Origin of the sequence: Aeromonas sp. 600479, from assembly GCF_049175515.1 — a bacterium.
Lineage (GTDB): Bacteria > Pseudomonadota > Gammaproteobacteria > Enterobacterales > Aeromonadaceae > Aeromonas > Aeromonas veronii_A.
The window spans coordinates 101,045-119,092 of record NZ_JAAKVF010000010.1 but is presented as its reverse complement, the minus strand read 5'-3'; the positions used below and the strand labels follow the sequence as shown (position 1 = coordinate 119,092).

Genomic DNA, 18,048 nt, shown 5'->3' with positions numbered 1-18,048 from the left:
GGCCGATACCCCTTGTGAGATCGTGTGGAGGGCAAGCAATTGAACGCTTGGGTGTTGGGGTTGGTCAGCATATCCGTGAGTATGCAGTTACAGGCTGGGGTCACCGAATTTGGTGCCGGTCTGGATCAATCCGTCTGGCGTTTGACCTCCGATACCCAGATTGAGTGCCGCCTCGAGCATCCTATTCCCAACTGGGGAACGGGGGCTTTTGTCAGCCGCGCCGGGCGCAAGATCAACCTCGACTTCGAGCTCAAGGGCAAGCGGCCACAGGCCCAGACCCAGACGGTGAGTCTTGGCATCATGCCGCCGGTATGGCGCCCGGGGATAGCCGGGCGAGAAGTGAGTCAACTGCGTTTCTATCAACAGTTCGATGGGCTGGTGGAGGGGCAAACCGCCTGGACCATGCTCGACGAGCTGGAGGGGGGGCGGATGCCGACCTTCCAGTATCGGGACTGGTATCGCCAGAACCGCGCGGTGCGAGTGTCCCTCTCGTCGGTCAACTTTCGGGTGAAATATCAGGCATTTATCGACTGTCTGAGCGGGCTGTTGCCCTACAGCTTCAACGACATCGCCTTTAGCGTGCTCACCTACGACAAGAACAGCGATCAGCTCTCCATCCCCTCCAAGCGGCGGCTGGCGATGATCAGCGAGTTTATCAAGGCGGACAAGAGCATCGACGTGGTGGTGATCGACGCCTACAGCGACAGCTATGGCGGCCGCTGGCCGAACCTGAAACTCTCCGAGAAGCGGGCCGATGCCATCAAGAAGGTGTTTGTCGATCTGGGGATCGATCCCGGCAAGATCTCGGTGGAGGGGCATGGCGAGAAGCAGCACGTCGCCTCCAACGAAACGGAGCAGGGTCGTGCTAAGAACCGGCGGGTGGTGATCAGCATGGGGCGCAATGGCGAGATCTAGTGCTGTCCCCGGCAAAGAGGCATAAAAAAGAGCGCAGATGCGCTCTTTTTTGATCCTGCTATTCAGCAGCGGGATTAGGGCAGCTTAGAAGCTGTCACCCAGGCCGGTACCGGCATCTTTCTTGGCAATCAGTTCAATCTTGTAACCGTCCGGATCTTCGACGAAGGCGATGACGGTGGTGCCGCCTTTGACCGGGCCCGGCTCACGAGTGATCTTGGCACCGGCGGCGCGCAGTGCTTCGCAGGTGGCATAGATGTCGTCCGCTTCCAGCGCGATGTGGCCGTAGGCAGAGCCCAGTTCGTACTCGCTCACCCCCCAGTTGTAGGTCAGCTCGATCACCGCTTCATCCTTCTCGTCACCGTAGCCGACGAAGGCCAGGGTGTACTTGTACTCGCAGTTCTCGCTCTTGCGCAGCAGCTTCATGCCGAGGACGCGGGTGTAGAAGTCGATGGAGCGTTGCAGATCGCCGACACGCAGCATGGTATGCAGAATTCTCATTGCTCAGTTCTCCGGGTTGGTGATGTGTACTGCTTTCAATCTCGGTTGCGAGGCCATCAGCTTTCTGGATAGACCTTCTCTTTGTATTCGCACAAGTCCTCGATGATACAGGAACCACAACGGGGCTTGCGAGCCAGACAGGTGTAACGCCCGTGCAGGATCAGCCAGTGGTGAACATCCAGCTTGAACTCGGCGGGCACTACCTTGAGCAGCTTCTCCTCCACCTGATCCACGTTCTTGCCTACCGCAAAGCCGGTGCGGTTCGATACCCGGAAGATATGGGTATCGACGGCGATGGTGGGCCAGCCAAAGGCGGTGTTGAGTACCACGTTGGCGGTCTTGCGGCCGACGCCGGGCAGGGCTTCCAGCGCTTCGCGGTTCTCTGGCACCTCGCCTCCGTGGCGCTCCAGCAAGATGGCGCAGGTCTTGATGACGTTCTCGGCCTTGGTATTGAACAGGCCAATGGTCTTGATGTACTCCTTGAGCCCGTCCACCCCGAGATCCAGCATTGCTTGCGGGGTGTTGGCCACCGGATAGAGTTTGTCGGTCGCCTTGTTGACGCTGACATCGGTTGCCTGCGCCGAGAGCAGCACGGCGATCAACAGCTCGAATGGCGAGTTGAAATTGAGCTCTGTGGTGGGGTGGGGGTTGTTTTCCCGCAGTCGCTCGAGGATCTCTCTGCGTTTCTGGTTATTCATGCCTTGCGTCCGATCATAGTTCGGTCGCCCGGACGCGAGCCGGGGCAACGTTGCAGTGGACCACTGTGGATGCTTGTTTGCGGTCCCGCCAGTCGTTGATGGCGTTCTTGGCGGCGATCAGCAGTCCCAGCCCGATAAAACCGCCCGGCGGCAAAATCGCCAGCAGCAGACTGGCATCGGCGTGGAACAGCTCGATGCGCAGGGATTTGGCCCACTCGCCCAGCAGCAGCTCGGCGCCATCAAACAGAGTGCCCATGCCGATGATCTCGCGCATGCCGCCCAGTACCAGCAGCACCAGGGTAAAGCCAAGGCCCATCATCAGGCCATCGAGTGCCGCCAGCAGCGGCGGGTTCTTGGAGGCATAGGCCTCGGCGCGGCCGATGATGACGCAGTTGGTGACGATGAGGGCGATAAAGATGCCGAGCGCCTGATAGAGGCCATAGGTGTAGGCGTTCATCAGCAGCTGTACGCTGGTCACCAGCGAGGCGATGATCATCACATAGACCGGGATGCGAATATCCTTCGGCACCCAGTTGCGCACCAGCGAGACGGCGAGGTTTGAGCAGACCAGCACTGCCATGGTGGCAAGGCCCAGCCCTAGCGCATTGGTAAAGGTGGAGGAGACGGCGAGGGTCGGGCAGAGCCCCAGCACCTGCACCAGCGAGGGGTTGTTCTTCCACAGCCCCTGACTCATCAGCTCCTTGAGCTCGCCCTTGCGGCTTTCCAGCTCGGCAAGCGGGGTTGCGCCCGTTTCAATCTGTTCCATCTGGTTCATGATGGCTCGACTCCGTTAGTTCGCCGCCGGACAAGCCGGGGCGTTGCTGAGCAGTTCGGGTTGCTCCTGCTGCAGTTTAAGCAGGTTCTTCACCGCCTTGACCACGGCTCGCGGGGTGATGGTGGCGCCGGTAAAGGCATCGAACTCGCCGCCATCCTTCTTCACCGCCCACTGGGGCTCGTTGTCATGGGTCAGGAATTTTCCGGCAAAGCTGTTGATCCAGTCCGATTTCTTCAGCTCGATCTTGTCACCGAGGCCCGGGGTCTCGTTGTGAGCGAGCACGCGCACGGCTGTGATGGTGCCCTTGGCATCAAAGCCCGCCACGATGCGGATCGCCCCGCTGTAGCCATCCGGCGCGATCGCCTCCAGCGCATAGCCGGTTACCACGCCATTTTTGCTGGCGGTATAGAGGGCCTGGGGTTGATCACTGCCGAGATATTTCCTGCTGGTCACCTGCTTGCAGCTGGCCACCAGATCGTTGTCATAGCTTCCCTCCGGCAGCAATACCGAGAGGATCTGCTGTTTCTCCAGCTGCTGCTGGTGGGCGATTTTATCCTTGGTCAACTCGTTGGTCAGTACCACCAGCGCGGTACAGCCCAGCGCAAACATCGCCAGAATAAGGCCGTTCTTGCGCATGCTCTTTAACATGTCCGGGCTCCGTCTGCTGTGATGGGGGAAAAGGGCAGAAACATCATTGGCGACGAGCTCCATACACTTTCGGGCGAGTCAGGCTGTCTATAAACGGCACACAAAGGTTGGCCAGCAGCACGGCGAAGGCGAACGCATCCGGATAGCCGCCAAAGCGGCGAATGATGTAGACCAGCACCCCGATCAGCACGCCATAGACCAGTCGGCCACGCGGCGTGGTGCAGGCACTGACCGGATCGGTGGCGATAAAGAAGGCTCCCAGCATAGTCGCGCCGCTGAATAGATGGAACATGGGCGTGGCAGTCGCATCCGGGCTCACCAGATAGCCGATGGTGGAGGCCGCCAGCAGGGCACCGAGAATGGCGGTGGGAATGCGCCAGTTGATCACCTTCTGTTGCAGCAGGAACAGGCCGCCCAGCAGATAGCCGAGGTTGACCCAGCTCCAGCCGATGCCGCCCCAACCCTCAAACAGCGGGCCGCTCAGGATCTCGCCGGTGGTGAGCCCCTGAGTCAGGCCGGTTTTCAGGGTATCGAGCGGAGTCGCCATGGTGAGACCATCCACCCCCTGCTTGAGCTGGGCCATGCTGTAGCCGTCGAGGCTAAAGCCGGTGAAGATCACCGACGCTGCATCGCCAAAGCCGAGGCTGTAGGCGCGCACGCTCTCCGGCGGCAGCCAGCTGGTCATCTGCACCGGGAAGGAGACCAGCAGCAGCACATAGGCGACCATGGCCGGGTTGAACAGGTTCTGACCCAGTCCGCCGTAAAGGTGTTTGGCTACGATGATCGCAAAGGCCGTGCCCACCACCAGCATCCACCACGGCAGCAGCGGCGGCAGGGAGAGACCGATCAGCACGGCGGTGAGCGCCGCACTGCCATCCATCAGGGCTGGTTTGATGGCGCGGCCACGGAGCTTGAGCACCAGCGCCTCGCACAGCAGCGCAGTCACCAGCGCCAGCAGGATCTGGATAAAGGAGCCCCAGCCGAAGAACCAGGTCTGGGCCAGCAAGCCCGGCACGCAGGCCAGGATCACCAGCAGCATCAGGGTTCGGGTCTGTTTGCGGTTATGGGCAAACGGCGCAGTCGCGATATTGAACATGAGTCTGTCGATTACCTTGTGGTTGTTCGGTCGGCTGACGGGGCATCTTCAGCGGCGGTCTCTGCGGCTCTGGCCGCCTCGGCTGCCAGCTTCTTCGCCTTGGCGCGGGCCACGGCGGCTGCAATGGCCGCTTTTTTCGGATCAACCGGGGCATCAGCCGCAGGGGCGCTCGCTTCAGGAGCCTCTGCGACGGCAAGTGGTTGCTCACTGCTGGCTGCATCGGTTTGCATCGGCTCAGCCAGTGCGCGCTCACCCTCAGCTCCGGCACTCTCTACCTGAGTTCCGGCACTTTCTACCTCAGCACCGGCATTTTCTACCTCAGCACTGGTACTTGCGCTCTGCTGGGCCAGCTTTTTGGCTTTGGCACGGGCGATGGCTGCGGCGATAGCGGCCTTCTTGGGAGCGACCGCTTCACTTGCAGCCGTATCGCTGTGGCTGGTGGTTACTTCGCTCTTGGCTACCGCCACGTCGCGGGTCTCCTCGCTGGCAGTTGGCTCACTCTGCGCACCCTCAGCACCGGCACTTTCGCCCTGCTGGGCCAGCTTTTTGGCCTTGGCGCGGGCAATGGCAGCAGCGATAGCGGCTTTCTTGGGATCGACCGCTTCGCTGGCCGCAGATGGCGCATCGTTTTGGGTTGCAGCGGATTCGCTGGTGCCTGCGGTTGCAGTCAGATCGCCCTCAGCGCTGTCGCTCTGCTGGGCGGCCTTCTTGGCTTTGGCCCGGGCGATGGCGGCAGCGATAGCCGCTTTCTTGGGATCAACTGCTTCGCTGGCAGCAGATGGCGCATCGCCTTGCGAGCCTGCGTCTGCTACCGCGCTGTTGGCTGTGCTTACCGGTTCACCATTCGCCTCGGCCTTTTTGGCCTTGGCTCGGGCGATGGCGGCGGCAATCGCCGCTTTTTTCGGATCAACCTCTGCCTTTTGCTGAGCAGCATCTACTACTGCAGGGGCAGCAACGGCTTCGGCAGTCACAGGCTCGGCGCTATCGCCAGCCTGAGCGGCTTTCTTGGCCTTGGCGCGGGCCAGTGCGGCAGCGATGGCCGCTTTCTTGGGATCGCTGGCGGGGTCAACCGCCTCGGCGGATTGGGGCGCTGCGGCGGCAGTGTCGCTGTTTGCGCTCTCCGCCAGCTTGGCGGCGCGGCGCGCCTCCGCTTCCCGTTTGCGGGCTTCGCGGGCGGCAATCACCGCGCTGTTGTCAGGCAAGCCCTCGGCGGTGGCGGCAATGGCAGTGATGGGGGCATCCTGCTTGGCCTTGATGCGGGCGAGAGCCGCTGCCACCGGATCTTCGCCGCCTGCGGCCGTCATGGTCTGACGGCGCTGGGCGGCTGCTTCGGCATGGCGCGCTTCGCGGGCCGCTTTCTCCCGCTCGAAACGGGCCTGCTTGGCCTCGAAACGCTGCTTGGCGCGCTCGGCCTTTTCGGCCTCGGCACGGGCTTCGCGAATGTCGTCTTTGGCGATCTTGTAGTACTGCACCAGCGGGATCTCGCTCGGGCAGACCCAGGCGCAGGCGCCGCACTCGATGCAGTCCATCAGGTTGAGCTTCTCGGCCTTGTCATACTCCTTGGCCCGGCTGTACCAGTAGAGCTCTTGCGGCAGCAGGGTGGCCGGGCAGGCATCGGCGCAGGCGCTGCAACGGATGCAGGGTTGCTCCGGGCCGGGGGCAGGCAGTTCGGCCTGCGTCGGCGCCAGCAGGCAGTTGGTGGCCTTGACCACAGGCACCATGGCGTGGGGCAGGGTAAAGCCCATCATGGGGCCACCCATGATCACTCGCTGCTCCGCTTCCGGTTGCAGCTCGAAACGCTGCAACAGCCAGCGCACCGGCGTACCCAGGCGCACCCAGGCGTTGCCGGGCTTTTTGAAGCTGTCGCCGGTGAGGGTGACGATCCGCTCGATCAGCGGCTCGCCGTCGATAATGGCGCGTTTGATGGCAAACACGGTGGCCACGTTAAGCACCATGATGCCGATATCGACCGCGCGGCCCCCCTTGGGTACCTGACGGCCGGTGAGCAGCTCGATGGTCTGTTTGGCACCGCCAGAGGGGTACTTGGTCGGCACCGTTTTGACCAGCACATCCTCATCGATGGCGTGGCGGGTCAGCTGCTCGATCGCCTCGGGCTTATTGTCTTCTACCCCGATCAGGGTGAGTTTCGGTTTGAGCAGGTGCTTGAGCACCCGGATGCCATCCATGATCTCGTCGGCATACTGCTGCATCAACCGATCGTCGGTGGTGATATAGGGCTCGCACTCCAGCCCGTTGACGATCAGGATCTCGGTGAGCTGGCCGCGGCCGTCGAGCTTGCTGTGGGTGGGGAATACGGCGCCGCCAAGGCCCGCTACCCCCGCCTGCTGGATGCGCTCGAGCAGCTCGCCCCGCTCCAGATTCCAGTAATCGGGTTTGCCATTGCGCTCGCCCCACTCATCCTCCCCATCGGGGGTGAGAATGACACAGAGATCGCCGAGCCCGGAGGGGTGGGCAACCGTGTGGTTGCCAATCTCGGTGATGGTGCCAGAGGTGGAGGCATGGACAGGGACGATCCGCCCCTTGGCATAACGGGTCAGCGGCTGCCCTTTTTTGACCTTGTCGCCCACCTGCACCAGCAGATCGCCGGCGGCGCCTGCGTGCTGGCGCAGCGGAATGATGAGGCGTGGCGGCAGACCGGCGTCTACCACCGGGCTCTGGCTTGATTGCAGCTTGTTGTCGGCGGGGTGAATGCCACCGTGAAAGTCCCAGAGCGTGCCGGCTTTGATACGTTCGAGTAAGGAATGCATGGTTGCTCCGCTGTTTATTCCACTATCTTGACCGGAATCTTGCCCGGAACATGCACGTTATTGAGATCCCACTTCCAGTTATCGACCGTGGTGGGCACCGGGATCATCTCGATGCAGTCGGTCGGGCAGGGATCAACACAGAGATCGCAACCGGTGCACTCGTTGGCAATCACGGTATGCATTGCCTTGGTGGCGCCGACGATGGCATCCACCGGGCAGGCCTGAATGCACTTGGTGCAGCCGATGCACTGATCTTCGTGGATAAAGGCGACCTTTTTGACTGGCACGGCGGCCTCGTCACTGTCCCCCAGCGGCTGGGGCTCGACCCCCATCAGATCGGCAATCTTGCGCATGGTGGCCTCGCCACCGGGCACGCACTTGTTGATCTGATCGCCGTTGGCGAGCGCCTCGGCGTAGGGTTTGCAGCCGGGATAGCCGCACTGGCCACACTGGGTCTGGGGCAGCAGGGCATCGAGCTGATCGACGATGGGGTCTGCTTCCACATGAAACTTGACGGCGGCAAAGCCCAGGATAATCCCGAACGCCAGCGCCAGCAGGGTGAGCACCAGAATGGCAAAGAGAATATGGATCATGGTTATATCTTGATTAGGCCGGTAAAGCCCATAAAGGCCAGCGACATCAGACCGGCGGTGATCATGGCAATCGATACCCCGCGAAACGGCGCGGGCACATCGGCGGCGACCAGACGCTCGCGCATGGCGGCAAACAGGATCAACACCAGCGAGAAGCCGGTGGCGGCGCCAAAGCCGTAGATCACGCTCTGGATAAAGTCGTGTCGCTCATTGATGCTGAGCAGCGCCACCCCGAGCACCGCGCAGTTGGTGGTGATGAGGGGCAGGAAGATCCCCAGCAGGCGATAGAGGGTCGGGCTGCTCTTGCGCACCACCATCTCGGTAAACTGCACCACCACGGCGATCACCAGAATAAAGGCGAGGGTGCGCAGATAGGCGATATCCAGCGGCAGCAGGATATAGTGCTCCACCAGATAGGAGCTGGCACTGGCGAGGGTCATCACGAAGGTGGTCGCCAGCCCCATGCCGATGGCGGTTTCCAGCTTGCCGGAGACCCCCATAAAAGGGCAGAGGCCGAGGAATTTCACCAGCACGAAGTTGTTAACCAGCACGGTGCCGATCAATAAAAGCAGGTACTCAGTCATCAATTACCGTCACTGAAAGTCGGGTTATCGGGGTTTGAAGGCGGGCGGTATTATCTGACGTTAGGGCCAGTTAAACAACCGCAAGGCCGCATGGTTATTATGCAACTGGATAATTTAGCCGGGGTTTTGGGCGAGAATCCGGTGGGTTTTGCGTCATCTTCCCACCGGGTGAGAAGCCTTACTAACCAACAGCCAGTTTGGCGGCCTCTTTCCACATAAATGGCGGCATCGGAGTAGTGAGACGCCATTTAATGTTCATCGGTTGGCTGCCAGTGTGGGATACGTACTCCACCTCACCAAAGTTCACAAAGCCAAGGGTGTGGCCAAATTCATCTTTGCTCTGCTCACGAACGAACAGAAACAAGCGCTTACCTTCTGCTCTGTGGTTTATGTAACTCAGCCCTTTACCCCGTTCTGGGCGAGCGCTGTTTTGGCTCTGCCAATGAAACAGCGACTCGTTGATGGCGTAGTCGTGATAACGGGTAGTGGGGGAGAAGTGCTGTTCCGTTTTGTTCAAGGTCACGAACAGCAACTCGATATTTTGCTCTGCGATGACATAGACCCCTTCGCGAGCCGTGGGTTGCTGCGCGAAGGTGGTCGCGCCAAAGCCAACCAGCACCTGCTCTCTGGCATAGCGAGCATGCAGTTGCAGCGGATTACCGGGAAGGTTTGGCATGGCGCTTTGTTCGTGTTGCACCCGGTTGAGCAGCATGGGCAACAGATCTGCCAGCTCGGCCCTTAACTCTGGTTGATTGAGTTGTTTCAGGCTGTGCGCCAAGGAGCTAAAGCCTGCATTGGGGCCGCTCTGTTGCCAGAAGTCGTAATGGCACATCAAGGCCATACGTTCATCGTGTTCGGCCGTTAAGGTAAAGGCGTCTGCCACCAAGGTTTGTAAGAATTTCAAGTAATGGAGCGCATCGCAGCCCAATAGCCGGGTTTTGATGGCCCGGGTGTAGAGGGTCGACAGCTTCTCATCGCTCATTTCAGAAATGGTATGGTTGCTAGCCTGTTTGACCAAGGCGCTCCAGTTACCGCGCTTGTAGATCTCCTCAAGGCTGATGTGAGGGTAGAACTTCAAAAAGTTCGCCAGCGTCAGCGGTAAATCACAATCCAGTGAGAAACGGCGGATCAGGCCCATGAGGCGCGAGGTATTGAGGGTCGCCTTTTTGATATTGCTCAGAATTAACTCTTGGGTCTGTTTTGAGAGTTCGATGCGGCAGCCCAAGGGGGCGTGAGGGAAGCCCTGTTTGATTTCGTGGCTGATCGCCTTGTTGGTTTTGCCCACCAGTGCCCGGAATTTCTGGGCAAAGTCATACTCCGCACGGGCATTCCCAACAAAGTCCAACACGGTGCAGCACTCTTTATCGCTCGCCAGCCGCAGGCCGCGCCCTAATTGCTGTAAGAAGATGGTGAGACTTTCCGTTGGTCGTAAAAACAGCAAGGTATCGACTTCCGGGATATCAACCCCTTCGTTGAAGATGTCCACCACGCAGAGAATATTGATAACGCCGGTACGCAAATCTTGTTGTTTACTATGCCGCTCGTCTCGGTTATCGCTGGTGAGGATGTCAGCCTTGATGCCCTTCAATAAAAATGCCTTGCACATAAAGTCGGCATGTTCACGGCTCACACAAAATGCCAGTGCTTTGATCTTGGTAATATCGGTGACGATCTCATTGAGGCTCTGGACTATTTTCTGTACCCGCTGCTGATTGTGGGTATAGATATTGGTGAGTTCAGTGATGTCATAACGGCCATTTTTCCAAGCCACTTGGCGCAAGTCAGTATCATCATCGATACCAAAATATTGGAACGGACAGAGATGGCGACGATTGATGGCCTCGGGCAAGCGGATCTCTGCTGCGATGACACCACAAAAGTCGGCAAGAATATCATCGCCATCATGGCGCTCTGGCGTTGCGGTTAATCCCAACAGAATGTGAGGTTCAAAGGCGGCGAGCAAACCACGATAACTGGCCGCAGCAATATGGTGAACCTCATCAATGACGATGTAATCGAAATAGTCTGGGCTAAGACGTAAATTAGCCAGCTGGTTATTTAAGGATTGCACCGAGGCAAATAGTTGACGGTAGTGGGTTGGCACGGTGCCGCCGACCAAGAGTTCGCCAAAATTGGATTGCTTGAGCACTCCGCGGTACGAGGCTAATGCTTGGCGCAAGATCTCCTCTTTGTGGGCGACAAACAGAAACTTGGCATCGGGTTTGGTTTTCAAAAAACGCGCAAAATCAAAGGCGGATATCAGGGTTTTCCCTGTACCGGTAGCCGCTACCACCAAGTTACGAAAGCGCTGATGTAAAGCGCGTTCCATCGCCAATTGTTCAAGGATCTCCAGTTGATGGGGAAACGGCGTGATATCAAAGAAATAGGCAGGGCTATTTTTGTCCCCATCCCCACGGGCCTCTTGCAGCGCATGCTGCAATTTTGTACGGCTTTCGAGCTTGCCATCAAACAGCTCAAAATCATCGGATTCCCAATAGGTTTCAAAGGTACTCAGGGATTTCTCGATAATATGAGGGATCTCTTGCGAGGTGATTTTTAGGTTCCACTCCAAACCGCTGGTGAGGGCAGAGTGAGAGAGATTGGAGGAACCTATATAGCCGGTATGAAAGCCGGTATTTCGGCAAAAGAGATAGCTCTTGGCATGCAATCGCTCGCGCTGGGTGTTATAGCTGAGTTTGACCTCGGTATTTGGGAGGTTGGCTAAAAATTCAACTGCCTTGGCATCGGTCGCTCCCATATAAGAGGTAGTAATTACTTTTAATTGGCGGCCGCTGCGAGTGAACTCTTCCAGCTCATGACGGAAAATCCGGATACCTGCCCATTTGATAAATGAGACCAGCCAGCAGATGCTATCTGCAGACAATATCTCCCGTTTAATCTCCGACTCCATCGACAAACCCGCATTGCTGCCACAAAACAGTTCGCTCTGAGTGAGACCTGTCAGAGGGAAAATATCCTCGGCATATTGCTTTAAATTGGCGGAGATGGGGTTATCCAACTGGTAGAGCGCGGTCAGAATTTTCCCCTGACTATCGATGAGGTTCTCGCCAATAAAGTCTGGGTCTTGGGTGCGATCCCTTAGCCAAAGCAATAACTGGTTAGCCAGCTCAATCTGCCGTTGCAGCTGATTCTCTCCAGTTACCGAACCCACCGCATATTCCAAAACCCGACTCAGAAATCTGGATAACCAAACTGCCGCTTCGGCAGGTTCAAGTTGGCGTTCCCCTACGTAAAAGTGCTCGCGGTCGAGTCGAGATGTCAGCAGTTGAGTAATGAGCTGTTCATAAATACCGCATTGTTGCATCACGCACGAGCCTCGAACATTGTCTATAGAAGAAAGAGATAATATCATTTTTTTCATCTAAATCAGCATGTTATTATCGGTGGCATGTTTGGTTATGGAGCCCGTATTATTAATTTTTTCACGTGGCTCACAGATTCAAGATGTGGCAGCATTTTTTTCTTACCCCATGCAGGGCTTTATTACTGCCACTATCTGCAGTGACTGAGGAGTACAGATGTTCAAGAAACCGGTAGCGGTTGAACTGGAGGCCATCAATCAGGAAGGTGAGATACAGGTGGTGCGTGACAGCGGTCTGACCGTTCAAGGCTACAGCGTTTACCTGCGAGTCGAAGAGAGCAACGGCTGTGCCTTGGCAACCTGTGTGGCAGACTACGACACCATCGGCCCTGCCTACGAACTGGCGGAGCGGTTGAGTCAGGCGCTGGCCATCCCGCTCATTGTGATGACTCCAGAAGCATTAATGCCAGTGAAGAGTTAGCCAAACGCGACAACAGCAGCCATTGCAACGCCCAACTGAACACCCCTTAAAAATTACATCATCATTTGCGCTCGCTTTGCGCGTCACGGCACACATGGGCTTCCCCTTGCCGGGTATGATGGGGTAGCCCGCCGTGGCGACGACAGTCGGATGCTTGCGGGCATATGTCAGTCACATCAGCCAGATCACCACCAGGAGGTAACCATGATCAGCCATATCGACCATCTGGTATTGACGGTCAGCGATATCGAACGGGCCGTGGCGTTTTACAGTTCGGTGCTCAATATGGAGGCCATCACCTTCGGTGCGGGGCGCCGGGCGGTAGGGTTTGGCAACCAGAAGATCAATCTGCAACTGCTGGGGCAGGAACCACGCAATCGGGCGCAGGTGGGGTCGGGGGATGTCTGCCTTATCACCCGCTGGCCGCTGGAGCAGGTGATGGCCCAGCTGGCCTGCCACGGGGTGGAGATTGTCGAGGGGCCTGTGACCAAAAGCGGGGCTTGCGGGCCTATAGAATCTGTCTATTTCCTCGATCCAGACCAAAACCTGATTGAGGTCAGCCGTTATCCCTGAGTCCACCAAGCCATCAGTTCCATCGCCATCATCAATAGAAAGGGGCCGTCAATTGACGGCCCCTTTCTCGTATCGCTATCGCGCCAAGTGCCCGCGCAGCTTCGCCGATTCGCCACACACGCCCTAGAAAGGCGCGCTGCTCTCGTCGCTCTCCTGTAAAAACTGCTCCAGTTCGGCCTGATAGGCCGCATCATATTGACCACTGCTGGTTGGGGTTACGGCGGCAGACGGGGCGACGGGAGGGGCGGTGAGGGTCTCCATCACCCGCTGCTGCAGATAGGGGTAGAAGGGGTTGGAGGAGGTGCGGGTGAGGGCGCCGGGGTTGACGATCAGCACGCCGCGCTCGCCACGCAGGGCCAGACCACCGAGGTTGATGCCGTATTGCTCCCGCTGCTGCGGGCGCGCTGCCATGCCATAGAGGGGGTCGTCCATCGGGAAGGGGAGCGCCACATGGGAGAGGGAGTAGATCTCCTTGGGATAGTCGATACCCAGCGAGCGGAGCTGCTCAGGCTGATCTGCGCTGGCCAGCGTTCTGGCCTGCGTCGCGGGGGCGGTTGGTGCGACATTGCCCACCACGGTGAGGCGATAGTGCCCGGGGGCGTTTGGCAGCAAGCGGTGCAGCGCCAGCTCGGAGGCCGAGCTCATCAGCGGGCCAAACAGGGTGCTGCGGTTGATATCAAACAGCACCAGTTCGCTGCCGTTGGCCGGCAGGTAGTGGTAGAGATCGGCAATGATGGAGCGGGTGCTGACGGTATAGTCCATCACCGACTGGAAGGTGAGGGCGGGGGGAAACGCCGCCAGCTCGCCACTGGCAGCCAGTTGGCGCACCTGCTGCTGGATGGCGTGGGTCAGGCGGTAGGACTGGCGCGCGCCGTTGACCGGAAACGAGTTGTATTTGAACGGGTTGAACTCCGGCATGGTGTCGAGCCAGGCTGCGTTGGCAAAGGCGGGCAGCAGTGCAGGCACGGCCTTGAGCCCGGCGAAGCGGGCAAAGCGGGTCACCCCGATCATCGGGGAGATCAGCACCAGCCGATCCGGTTTTGCCAGCGTGCCGCTCGGGTCGGCCAGCGCATCGAGCGCATATTTCACCGCCAGCGCGCCGCCGTTGGAAAAGCCCACCAGATGCAGCGGCCGCTTGCCCGGCGCCAGCAATCTGGCCTCCCGCACCGCCAGTCGGGTGGCGGCCAGCCAGGTCTCCCAATCCACATCCACGAGGCCAGCGGGCACTGTGCCGTGGCCGGGGATCCTCAGCCCCAGCGCGATAAAGCCCTGCTGCTGATAGCGTCTGGCCAGATGGCGCAGGCTGTAGGGGGAGTCGGTCAGGCCGTGCAGCAGTACCGCCACCCCTTTGACTTCCCCCTCGGGGCGCAGCAGGTAGGAGCGGTTCCAGTTCTGCTGAAAGCGGGCGGGATTGATGGGGGCGTCCTGATAGTAGCGATTGCTGGCCAGTTGCTGATCGGGCGGCGCTTTGGCGACTACCTCGGTGGCTACCAGTTCGAACAGCTCTGCTTCGCGGGCCAGATAGGCTTGCCAGTCGCTGCTGTCGAGCTCATCGGCGCTGAGTTCGGGGGGCACCACTGTGTGCCACAGCTGCAGCGGCGCTGCCTGCCAGGCGAAGTAGGCGATCACCGCCCATGCGGTCAGCAACAGCAGCAACAGGGTCAGCAGAGCACGGCGGATGAGGCGGCGAGTGTGAGCCAGCATGGTGCAATCCTTGGCGATAGGGGGGGATCCGCCTCTGGGCGGGCAAGTTTGGCGCAGCACATCGGGCGTAGCCAACCGGCTTAAAGCCTAATGGAAACAAGGTGATATGTATAGTTGATGGCGTTCGTCCGCGCTGGCTGTGGGCGCCTAATCCCGCCGTTGGCATCAGGCTGGCCGTTCGAAGGCTGCATCGCGGGCCATCTGGCGGCGTGAACTTATCCGCAGATGCCCGCTTGGGTGCTGCGAACTTGCAACTATCTGCCCCTTAAAGAGGGCAATTATGCTACTGTAGCGGCGTTTTTTGATGGATAAGCTGGCATTGGCCTTTTTTGAAGATGGAATGGTATGCAGAACTTTGACGTAGTGAATTGGCTGATGCAGCAGACAGCCTCCCCGGCGCAGCCGGAACAGGCGATGGCACAACCGGGCGCGGCCCAGAACTTGTGGCAGGTGCCCCATGCTGGCTAACGAATCCATGCGCCTGAACAAATACATCAGCGAGAGCGGTATCTGCTCGCGCCGCGAGGCCGACCGCTTTATCGAGCAGGGCCATGTCTTTATCAACGGCAAGCGCGCCGGGATTGGCGATCAGGTGCAGGTTGGCGATCTGGTCAAGGTGAACGGTCAGGTGATCGAGCCGCGCGAGGCGGACAGTCTGGTGCTGATCGCCCTCAACAAGCCGGTGGGTATCGTCAGTACCACAGAGGCGGGCGAGAAGGACAACATCGTCGATTTCGTCAACCACAGCACTCGGGTCTTCCCCATCGGGCGTCTCGACAAGGATTCGCAGGGGCTGATTTTCCTCACCAACCACGGCGATCTGGTCAACAAAATCCTGCGGGCGGGCAACGATCACGAGAAAGAGTATCTGGTGACCGTCGACAAGCCGGTGACCGACGAGTTTGTGCGCGGCATGGCGGCCGGGGTGCCGATCCTCGGTACTGTGACCAAGAAGTGCAAGGTGAAGAAAGAGGCGCCGTTCGTCTTTCGCATCACGCTAGTGCAGGGGCTTAACCGCCAGATCCGCCGCATGTGCGAGTACTTCGGTTTTGAAGTGACCAAGCTCGAGCGTATCCGTATCATGAATGTCAGCCTCAAGGGGCTGCCAGTGGGCGAGTGGCGCGATCTGACCGACGACGAGCTGATCGATCTGTTCAAGCTGATTGAGGACTCCTCCTCCGAGGTGAAACCGGCCAAAGGCGACAAACCGAAGGCGGCCAAGGCCCCTGCGGCGCCAAGCGCCAAACCGGCCCAAGGCAAGAAGCCGCGCCGTGATGATGATCATGAGATTGGCGGGCGTCCCAATGTGCCGGGCCCGGAAGCCTTCGAGAAGAAGCTGCCGGTGGGCAAGGGTGGCGCGGGCAAAGGTGCTGCCAATAAAGGTGGTGCTGGCAAAGGGGCACCCAAGGGTGGCAAACCGGCCGCTGGCAAGCCGCGCACCGCTAACACCGGACGGCAGAAGAAGGGGCGCTGAGTTGCCCCTCTGAGTGGCATCAGCCGCCAGTCATCTCCAATACGGTTATCCCCAACACTATTATCTCCAACACACCGGCCTCAGGCCGGTGTGTTGCTTTGGGCCGCAGAGCTGGTTGGGAGGGGCGCCGAAAGGGTTGGCTCGCTGGCGGTCGGTAACCCCATGACGCGAGGGTAGTGGCGCGGGTCGAGGCGCAGCACCAGCAGGCTCATCAGCAGCAAGCCTCCCAGTTGCCACTGCCAGGCGGCGGCGAAGTCACCGAACAGGTGATAGAGGCGGGCGGCGACCCAGGGGCCGGTGGCGGCCAGCATAAAGCCGAAGCCCTGCATCAGGGCGCTCAGGGTGCCGGCGCGGCGCGGGTCGGGCAGGTGATCGAGCGCTATCACCATGATCAGCGAAAAGCTGCCGCCCAGACCGGCACCGCACAGCATGCACCAGAGAATGGGGGCACTGGCTGGCGCCAGCCAGAGGCCGCCAAATCCCGCCAGCTGCATGGCGATGGCCAACCCCATCCATGGCCGCCGATCCTGACTGCGGGCGGCCAGCAGCGGCAAGCCGAGGCCGCTGGCGGTCTGCGCCAGTGCCAGCCAGGTAACCAGCTCGCCAGCCTGCGCAGCGTTCCAGCCCTGCGCCATATAGGCGGGGGCCAGCCAGGCCACCACGATGCCGTACCCGCTATTGATGATGCCAAAGCAGACGATCAGCAACCAGCTGCGGGGCAGGGTGATTAGCCGCTGTTCGCCGTGTGGAATGGCGACCGCCGTGGCCCGTGGCAGACGCACTTTCCACCCTAGCCAGACGAGGGCCAGCAGCACCGGCAGGCTCCAGATCGCCAGTGCCTGCGACCAGTCGAGGCTCGCCGCCAACCGTGGCGTGAGGCTGGCGCCGAGCGCCCCGCCCCCCATCATGCAGGCAGAGAAGATCCCCATCACTTGCGGCACCTTGCGGGCAAAGTGCTGCTTGATAAGGGCGGGCAGCACCCCCTGCACCAGCGCCGAACCCAGGCCGCAGAGGGCAGCGGTGGTGATCAGCAGGGCGCCGCTCTGGGCATCAAAACGCAGGGCACTGCCCGCCGTGAGCAGCAGCAGGGCCAGCCCCAGCAGGGTGATAGCACTGGCAAGGCTGCGCAGGCGCGGGGTGAGCAGCACGCCGACCCCGATCAGCCACAGCGGCAGCAGGGTGAGCCAGGCCAGGGTATCCATCTCGAGCGACAGGGCGCGGCCAATCTCGCCGCTCAGCGGGCCGATGGCGGTAAGAAAGGGGCGCAGGTTAAGGCCAGTCAGGATCACCAGCACCAGCAGGGCAAACTGCTGGCGGCGCGCCTCTGCCGGGCGTTCGCTTGTCCCCTTACTCATGATCAGGCGCTGCTTGTTGCGGCTGGTGGCCGTAGAGGTCTGCCGCCGTCAGGGTGACGGCCAGTTTGACCAGTGGCAGAGGTGGCGGCGCCAGCGGCAGCCCCAGCTTTTGATAGGCGGCGGTGCTGTCAAAGCCGAACGGGGCTGCATCGGCGTTATCAAAGGCGTAGTAGACGGCGGCGATGCCGTTCATCACCAGCGCGCCGAGGCACATGGGGCAGGGGTGACCGCTGGCATAGACGATGCTGCCCGCGAGCGGCCCGCACTGGCTTGCCCTGCGCAGCGCCTCCAGCTCGGCGTGACGGGTCGGATCCCCATCCAGATGGATGCCGTTGACCGCGCTCGCCACCAGCTGCTCATCGCGCACCAGCAGGGCGGCGAAGGGGCGGCCACCCTGCTGATGATTTTCTCTTGCCAGTTGCACCGCCTGCTCCAGCCATTGTCGGTGAGTCTGGAGTGAGGTTGATGGGGTGAGCGAGCGAAGAGGGGTAGACGCTACAAGAGGCTGTGACATGATGAAAAACCCTGATTTGACTGAACAAATGCCAGCCTAGCGGCGAAACA

The 18,048-nt window shown here is 60.0% G+C and carries 17 protein-coding genes; 5 read left to right on the top strand and 12 right to left on the bottom strand.

Annotation, left to right across the window (positions count from 1 at the left end; genetic code table 11):
• Positions 1-39: 39 nt before the first annotated feature.
• Positions 40-915, top strand: a complete 876-nt coding sequence (locus G5149_RS12320) for a flagellar protein MotY (RefSeq protein ID WP_005337611.1) — start codon at positions 40-42, stop codon at positions 913-915.
• 84 nt (positions 916-999) lie between these two features.
• On the opposite strand, the gene gloA is transcribed toward G5149_RS12320, so the two are convergent.
• The 9 genes from gloA to G5149_RS12275 form a co-directional block, all read right to left on the bottom strand.
• Complete coding sequence (gene gloA, locus G5149_RS12315) at positions 1,000-1,413, bottom strand: lactoylglutathione lyase (RefSeq protein WP_421212520.1); 414 nt, start codon at positions 1,411-1,413, stop codon at positions 1,000-1,002.
• 56 nt (positions 1,414-1,469) lie between these two features.
• Positions 1,470-2,111 carry an endonuclease III gene (nth, locus tag G5149_RS12310; protein WP_005337609.1) on the bottom strand — a complete coding sequence of 214 codons (642 nt, stop codon included), beginning with the start codon at positions 2,109-2,111 and terminating at the stop codon, positions 1,470-1,472.
• A gap of 13 nt (positions 2,112-2,124) precedes the next feature.
• On the bottom strand, positions 2,125-2,886 hold the full coding sequence (locus tag G5149_RS12305; RefSeq protein WP_421212519.1) for an electron transport complex subunit E: 762 nt from the start codon (positions 2,884-2,886) through the stop codon (positions 2,125-2,127).
• A 15-nt stretch (positions 2,887-2,901) separates the two neighbouring features.
• Complete coding sequence (gene rsxG, locus G5149_RS12300) at positions 2,902-3,534, bottom strand: electron transport complex subunit RsxG (RefSeq protein ID WP_335862891.1); 633 nt, start codon at positions 3,532-3,534, stop codon at positions 2,902-2,904.
• Positions 3,535-3,577: 43 nt separating this feature from the next.
• The gene (gene rsxD, locus G5149_RS12295; RefSeq protein ID WP_005337606.1) at positions 3,578-4,630 is read right to left on the bottom strand and encodes an electron transport complex subunit RsxD; all 1,053 of its coding nucleotides are present in this window, start codon (positions 4,628-4,630) and stop codon (positions 3,578-3,580) included.
• Positions 4,631-4,641: 11 nt separating this feature from the next.
• On the bottom strand, positions 4,642-7,398 hold the full coding sequence (gene rsxC, locus G5149_RS12290) for an electron transport complex subunit RsxC (protein WP_421212518.1): 2,757 nt from the start codon (positions 7,396-7,398) through the stop codon (positions 4,642-4,644).
• A 14-nt stretch (positions 7,399-7,412) separates the two neighbouring features.
• Positions 7,413-7,991, bottom strand: a complete 579-nt coding sequence (rsxB, locus tag G5149_RS12285; protein WP_108541074.1) for an electron transport complex subunit RsxB — start codon at positions 7,989-7,991, stop codon at positions 7,413-7,415.
• Between the two features lie 2 nt (positions 7,992-7,993).
• Positions 7,994-8,575: an electron transport complex subunit RsxA gene (gene rsxA, locus G5149_RS12280; protein WP_005337600.1), complete on the bottom strand. Its 582-nt coding sequence runs from the start codon at positions 8,573-8,575 to the stop codon at positions 7,994-7,996.
• A 181-nt stretch (positions 8,576-8,756) separates the two neighbouring features.
• Positions 8,757-11,900, bottom strand: a complete 3,144-nt coding sequence (locus G5149_RS12275; RefSeq protein ID WP_421212528.1) for a DUF3427 domain-containing protein — start codon at positions 11,898-11,900, stop codon at positions 8,757-8,759.
• A gap of 214 nt (positions 11,901-12,114) precedes the next feature.
• On the opposite strand from G5149_RS12275, the gene G5149_RS12270 reads away from it, so the two are divergent.
• Together G5149_RS12270 and G5149_RS12265 are read left to right on the top strand one after the other, a co-directional pair.
• Positions 12,115-12,378: a hypothetical protein gene (locus G5149_RS12270; protein WP_042056561.1), complete on the top strand. Its 264-nt coding sequence runs from the start codon at positions 12,115-12,117 to the stop codon at positions 12,376-12,378.
• Between the two features lie 204 nt (positions 12,379-12,582).
• Positions 12,583-12,951: a VOC family protein gene (locus tag G5149_RS12265; RefSeq protein ID WP_127005825.1), complete on the top strand. Its 369-nt coding sequence runs from the start codon at positions 12,583-12,585 to the stop codon at positions 12,949-12,951.
• A gap of 123 nt (positions 12,952-13,074) precedes the next feature.
• On the opposite strand, the gene G5149_RS12260 is transcribed toward G5149_RS12265, so the two are convergent.
• Positions 13,075-14,655: an alpha/beta hydrolase gene (locus G5149_RS12260; RefSeq protein ID WP_421212517.1), complete on the bottom strand. Its 1,581-nt coding sequence runs from the start codon at positions 14,653-14,655 to the stop codon at positions 13,075-13,077.
• A gap of 345 nt (positions 14,656-15,000) precedes the next feature.
• On the opposite strand from G5149_RS12260, the gene G5149_RS12255 reads away from it, so the two are divergent.
• Positions 15,001-15,123: a hypothetical protein gene (locus G5149_RS12255; RefSeq protein WP_258721269.1), complete on the top strand. Its 123-nt coding sequence runs from the start codon at positions 15,001-15,003 to the stop codon at positions 15,121-15,123.
• Positions 15,113-16,129 (top strand): 23S rRNA pseudouridine(2604) synthase RluF, encoded by a 1,017-nt coding sequence (gene rluF / locus G5149_RS12250; RefSeq protein WP_421212516.1) that lies wholly within the window; start codon positions 15,113-15,115, stop codon positions 16,127-16,129. Before G5149_RS12255 ends, rluF begins: the two co-directional genes overlap by 11 nt.
• Positions 16,130-16,209: 80 nt before the next feature.
• On the opposite strand, the gene G5149_RS12245 is transcribed toward rluF, so the two are convergent.
• The gene (locus tag G5149_RS12245; RefSeq protein ID WP_421212515.1) at positions 16,210-17,484 is read right to left on the bottom strand and encodes a cyanate transporter; all 1,275 of its coding nucleotides are present in this window, start codon (positions 17,482-17,484) and stop codon (positions 16,210-16,212) included.
• Entirely contained in the window at positions 17,477-17,998 is a 522-nt protein-coding gene (locus G5149_RS12240; protein WP_421212514.1) for a nucleoside deaminase, read from the bottom strand. The genes G5149_RS12245 and G5149_RS12240 overlap by 8 nt, the downstream gene beginning before the upstream one ends.
• Positions 17,999-18,048: the final 50 nt, after the last annotated feature.

Coding starts and splice junctions, on each gene's coding strand:
- gloA (WP_421212520.1), bottom strand. CDS start 1,413: ATGAGAATTCTGCATACCATGCTGCGTGTCGGCGATCTGCAACGCTCC.
- nth (WP_005337609.1), bottom strand. CDS start 2,111: ATGAATAACCAGAAACGCAGAGAGATCCTCGAGCGACTGCGGGAAAAC.
- G5149_RS12305 (WP_421212519.1), bottom strand. CDS start 2,886: ATGAACCAGATGGAACAGATTGAAACGGGCGCAACCCCGCTTGCCGAG.
- rsxG (WP_335862891.1), bottom strand. CDS start 3,534: ATGTTAAAGAGCATGCGCAAGAACGGCCTTATTCTGGCGATGTTTGCG.
- rsxD (WP_005337606.1), bottom strand. CDS start 4,630: ATGTTCAATATCGCGACTGCGCCGTTTGCCCATAACCGCAAACAGACC.
- rsxC (WP_421212518.1), bottom strand. CDS start 7,398: ATGCATTCCTTACTCGAACGTATCAAAGCCGGCACGCTCTGGGACTTT.
- rsxB (WP_108541074.1), bottom strand. CDS start 7,991: ATGATCCATATTCTCTTTGCCATTCTGGTGCTCACCCTGCTGGCGCTG.
- rsxA (WP_005337600.1), bottom strand. CDS start 8,575: ATGACTGAGTACCTGCTTTTATTGATCGGCACCGTGCTGGTTAACAAC.
- G5149_RS12275 (WP_421212528.1), bottom strand. CDS start 11,900: ATGCAACAATGCGGTATTTATGAACAGCTCATTACTCAACTGCTGACA.
- G5149_RS12270 (WP_042056561.1), top strand. CDS start 12,115: ATGTTCAAGAAACCGGTAGCGGTTGAACTGGAGGCCATCAATCAGGAA.
- G5149_RS12265 (WP_127005825.1), top strand. CDS start 12,583: ATGATCAGCCATATCGACCATCTGGTATTGACGGTCAGCGATATCGAA.
- G5149_RS12260 (WP_421212517.1), bottom strand. CDS start 14,655: ATGCTGGCTCACACTCGCCGCCTCATCCGCCGTGCTCTGCTGACCCTG.
- G5149_RS12255 (WP_258721269.1), top strand. CDS start 15,001: ATGCAGAACTTTGACGTAGTGAATTGGCTGATGCAGCAGACAGCCTCC.
- rluF (WP_421212516.1), top strand. CDS start 15,113: ATGCTGGCTAACGAATCCATGCGCCTGAACAAATACATCAGCGAGAGC.
- G5149_RS12245 (WP_421212515.1), bottom strand. CDS start 17,484: ATGAGTAAGGGGACAAGCGAACGCCCGGCAGAGGCGCGCCGCCAGCAG.
- G5149_RS12240 (WP_421212514.1), bottom strand. CDS start 17,998: ATGTCACAGCCTCTTGTAGCGTCTACCCCTCTTCGCTCGCTCACCCCA.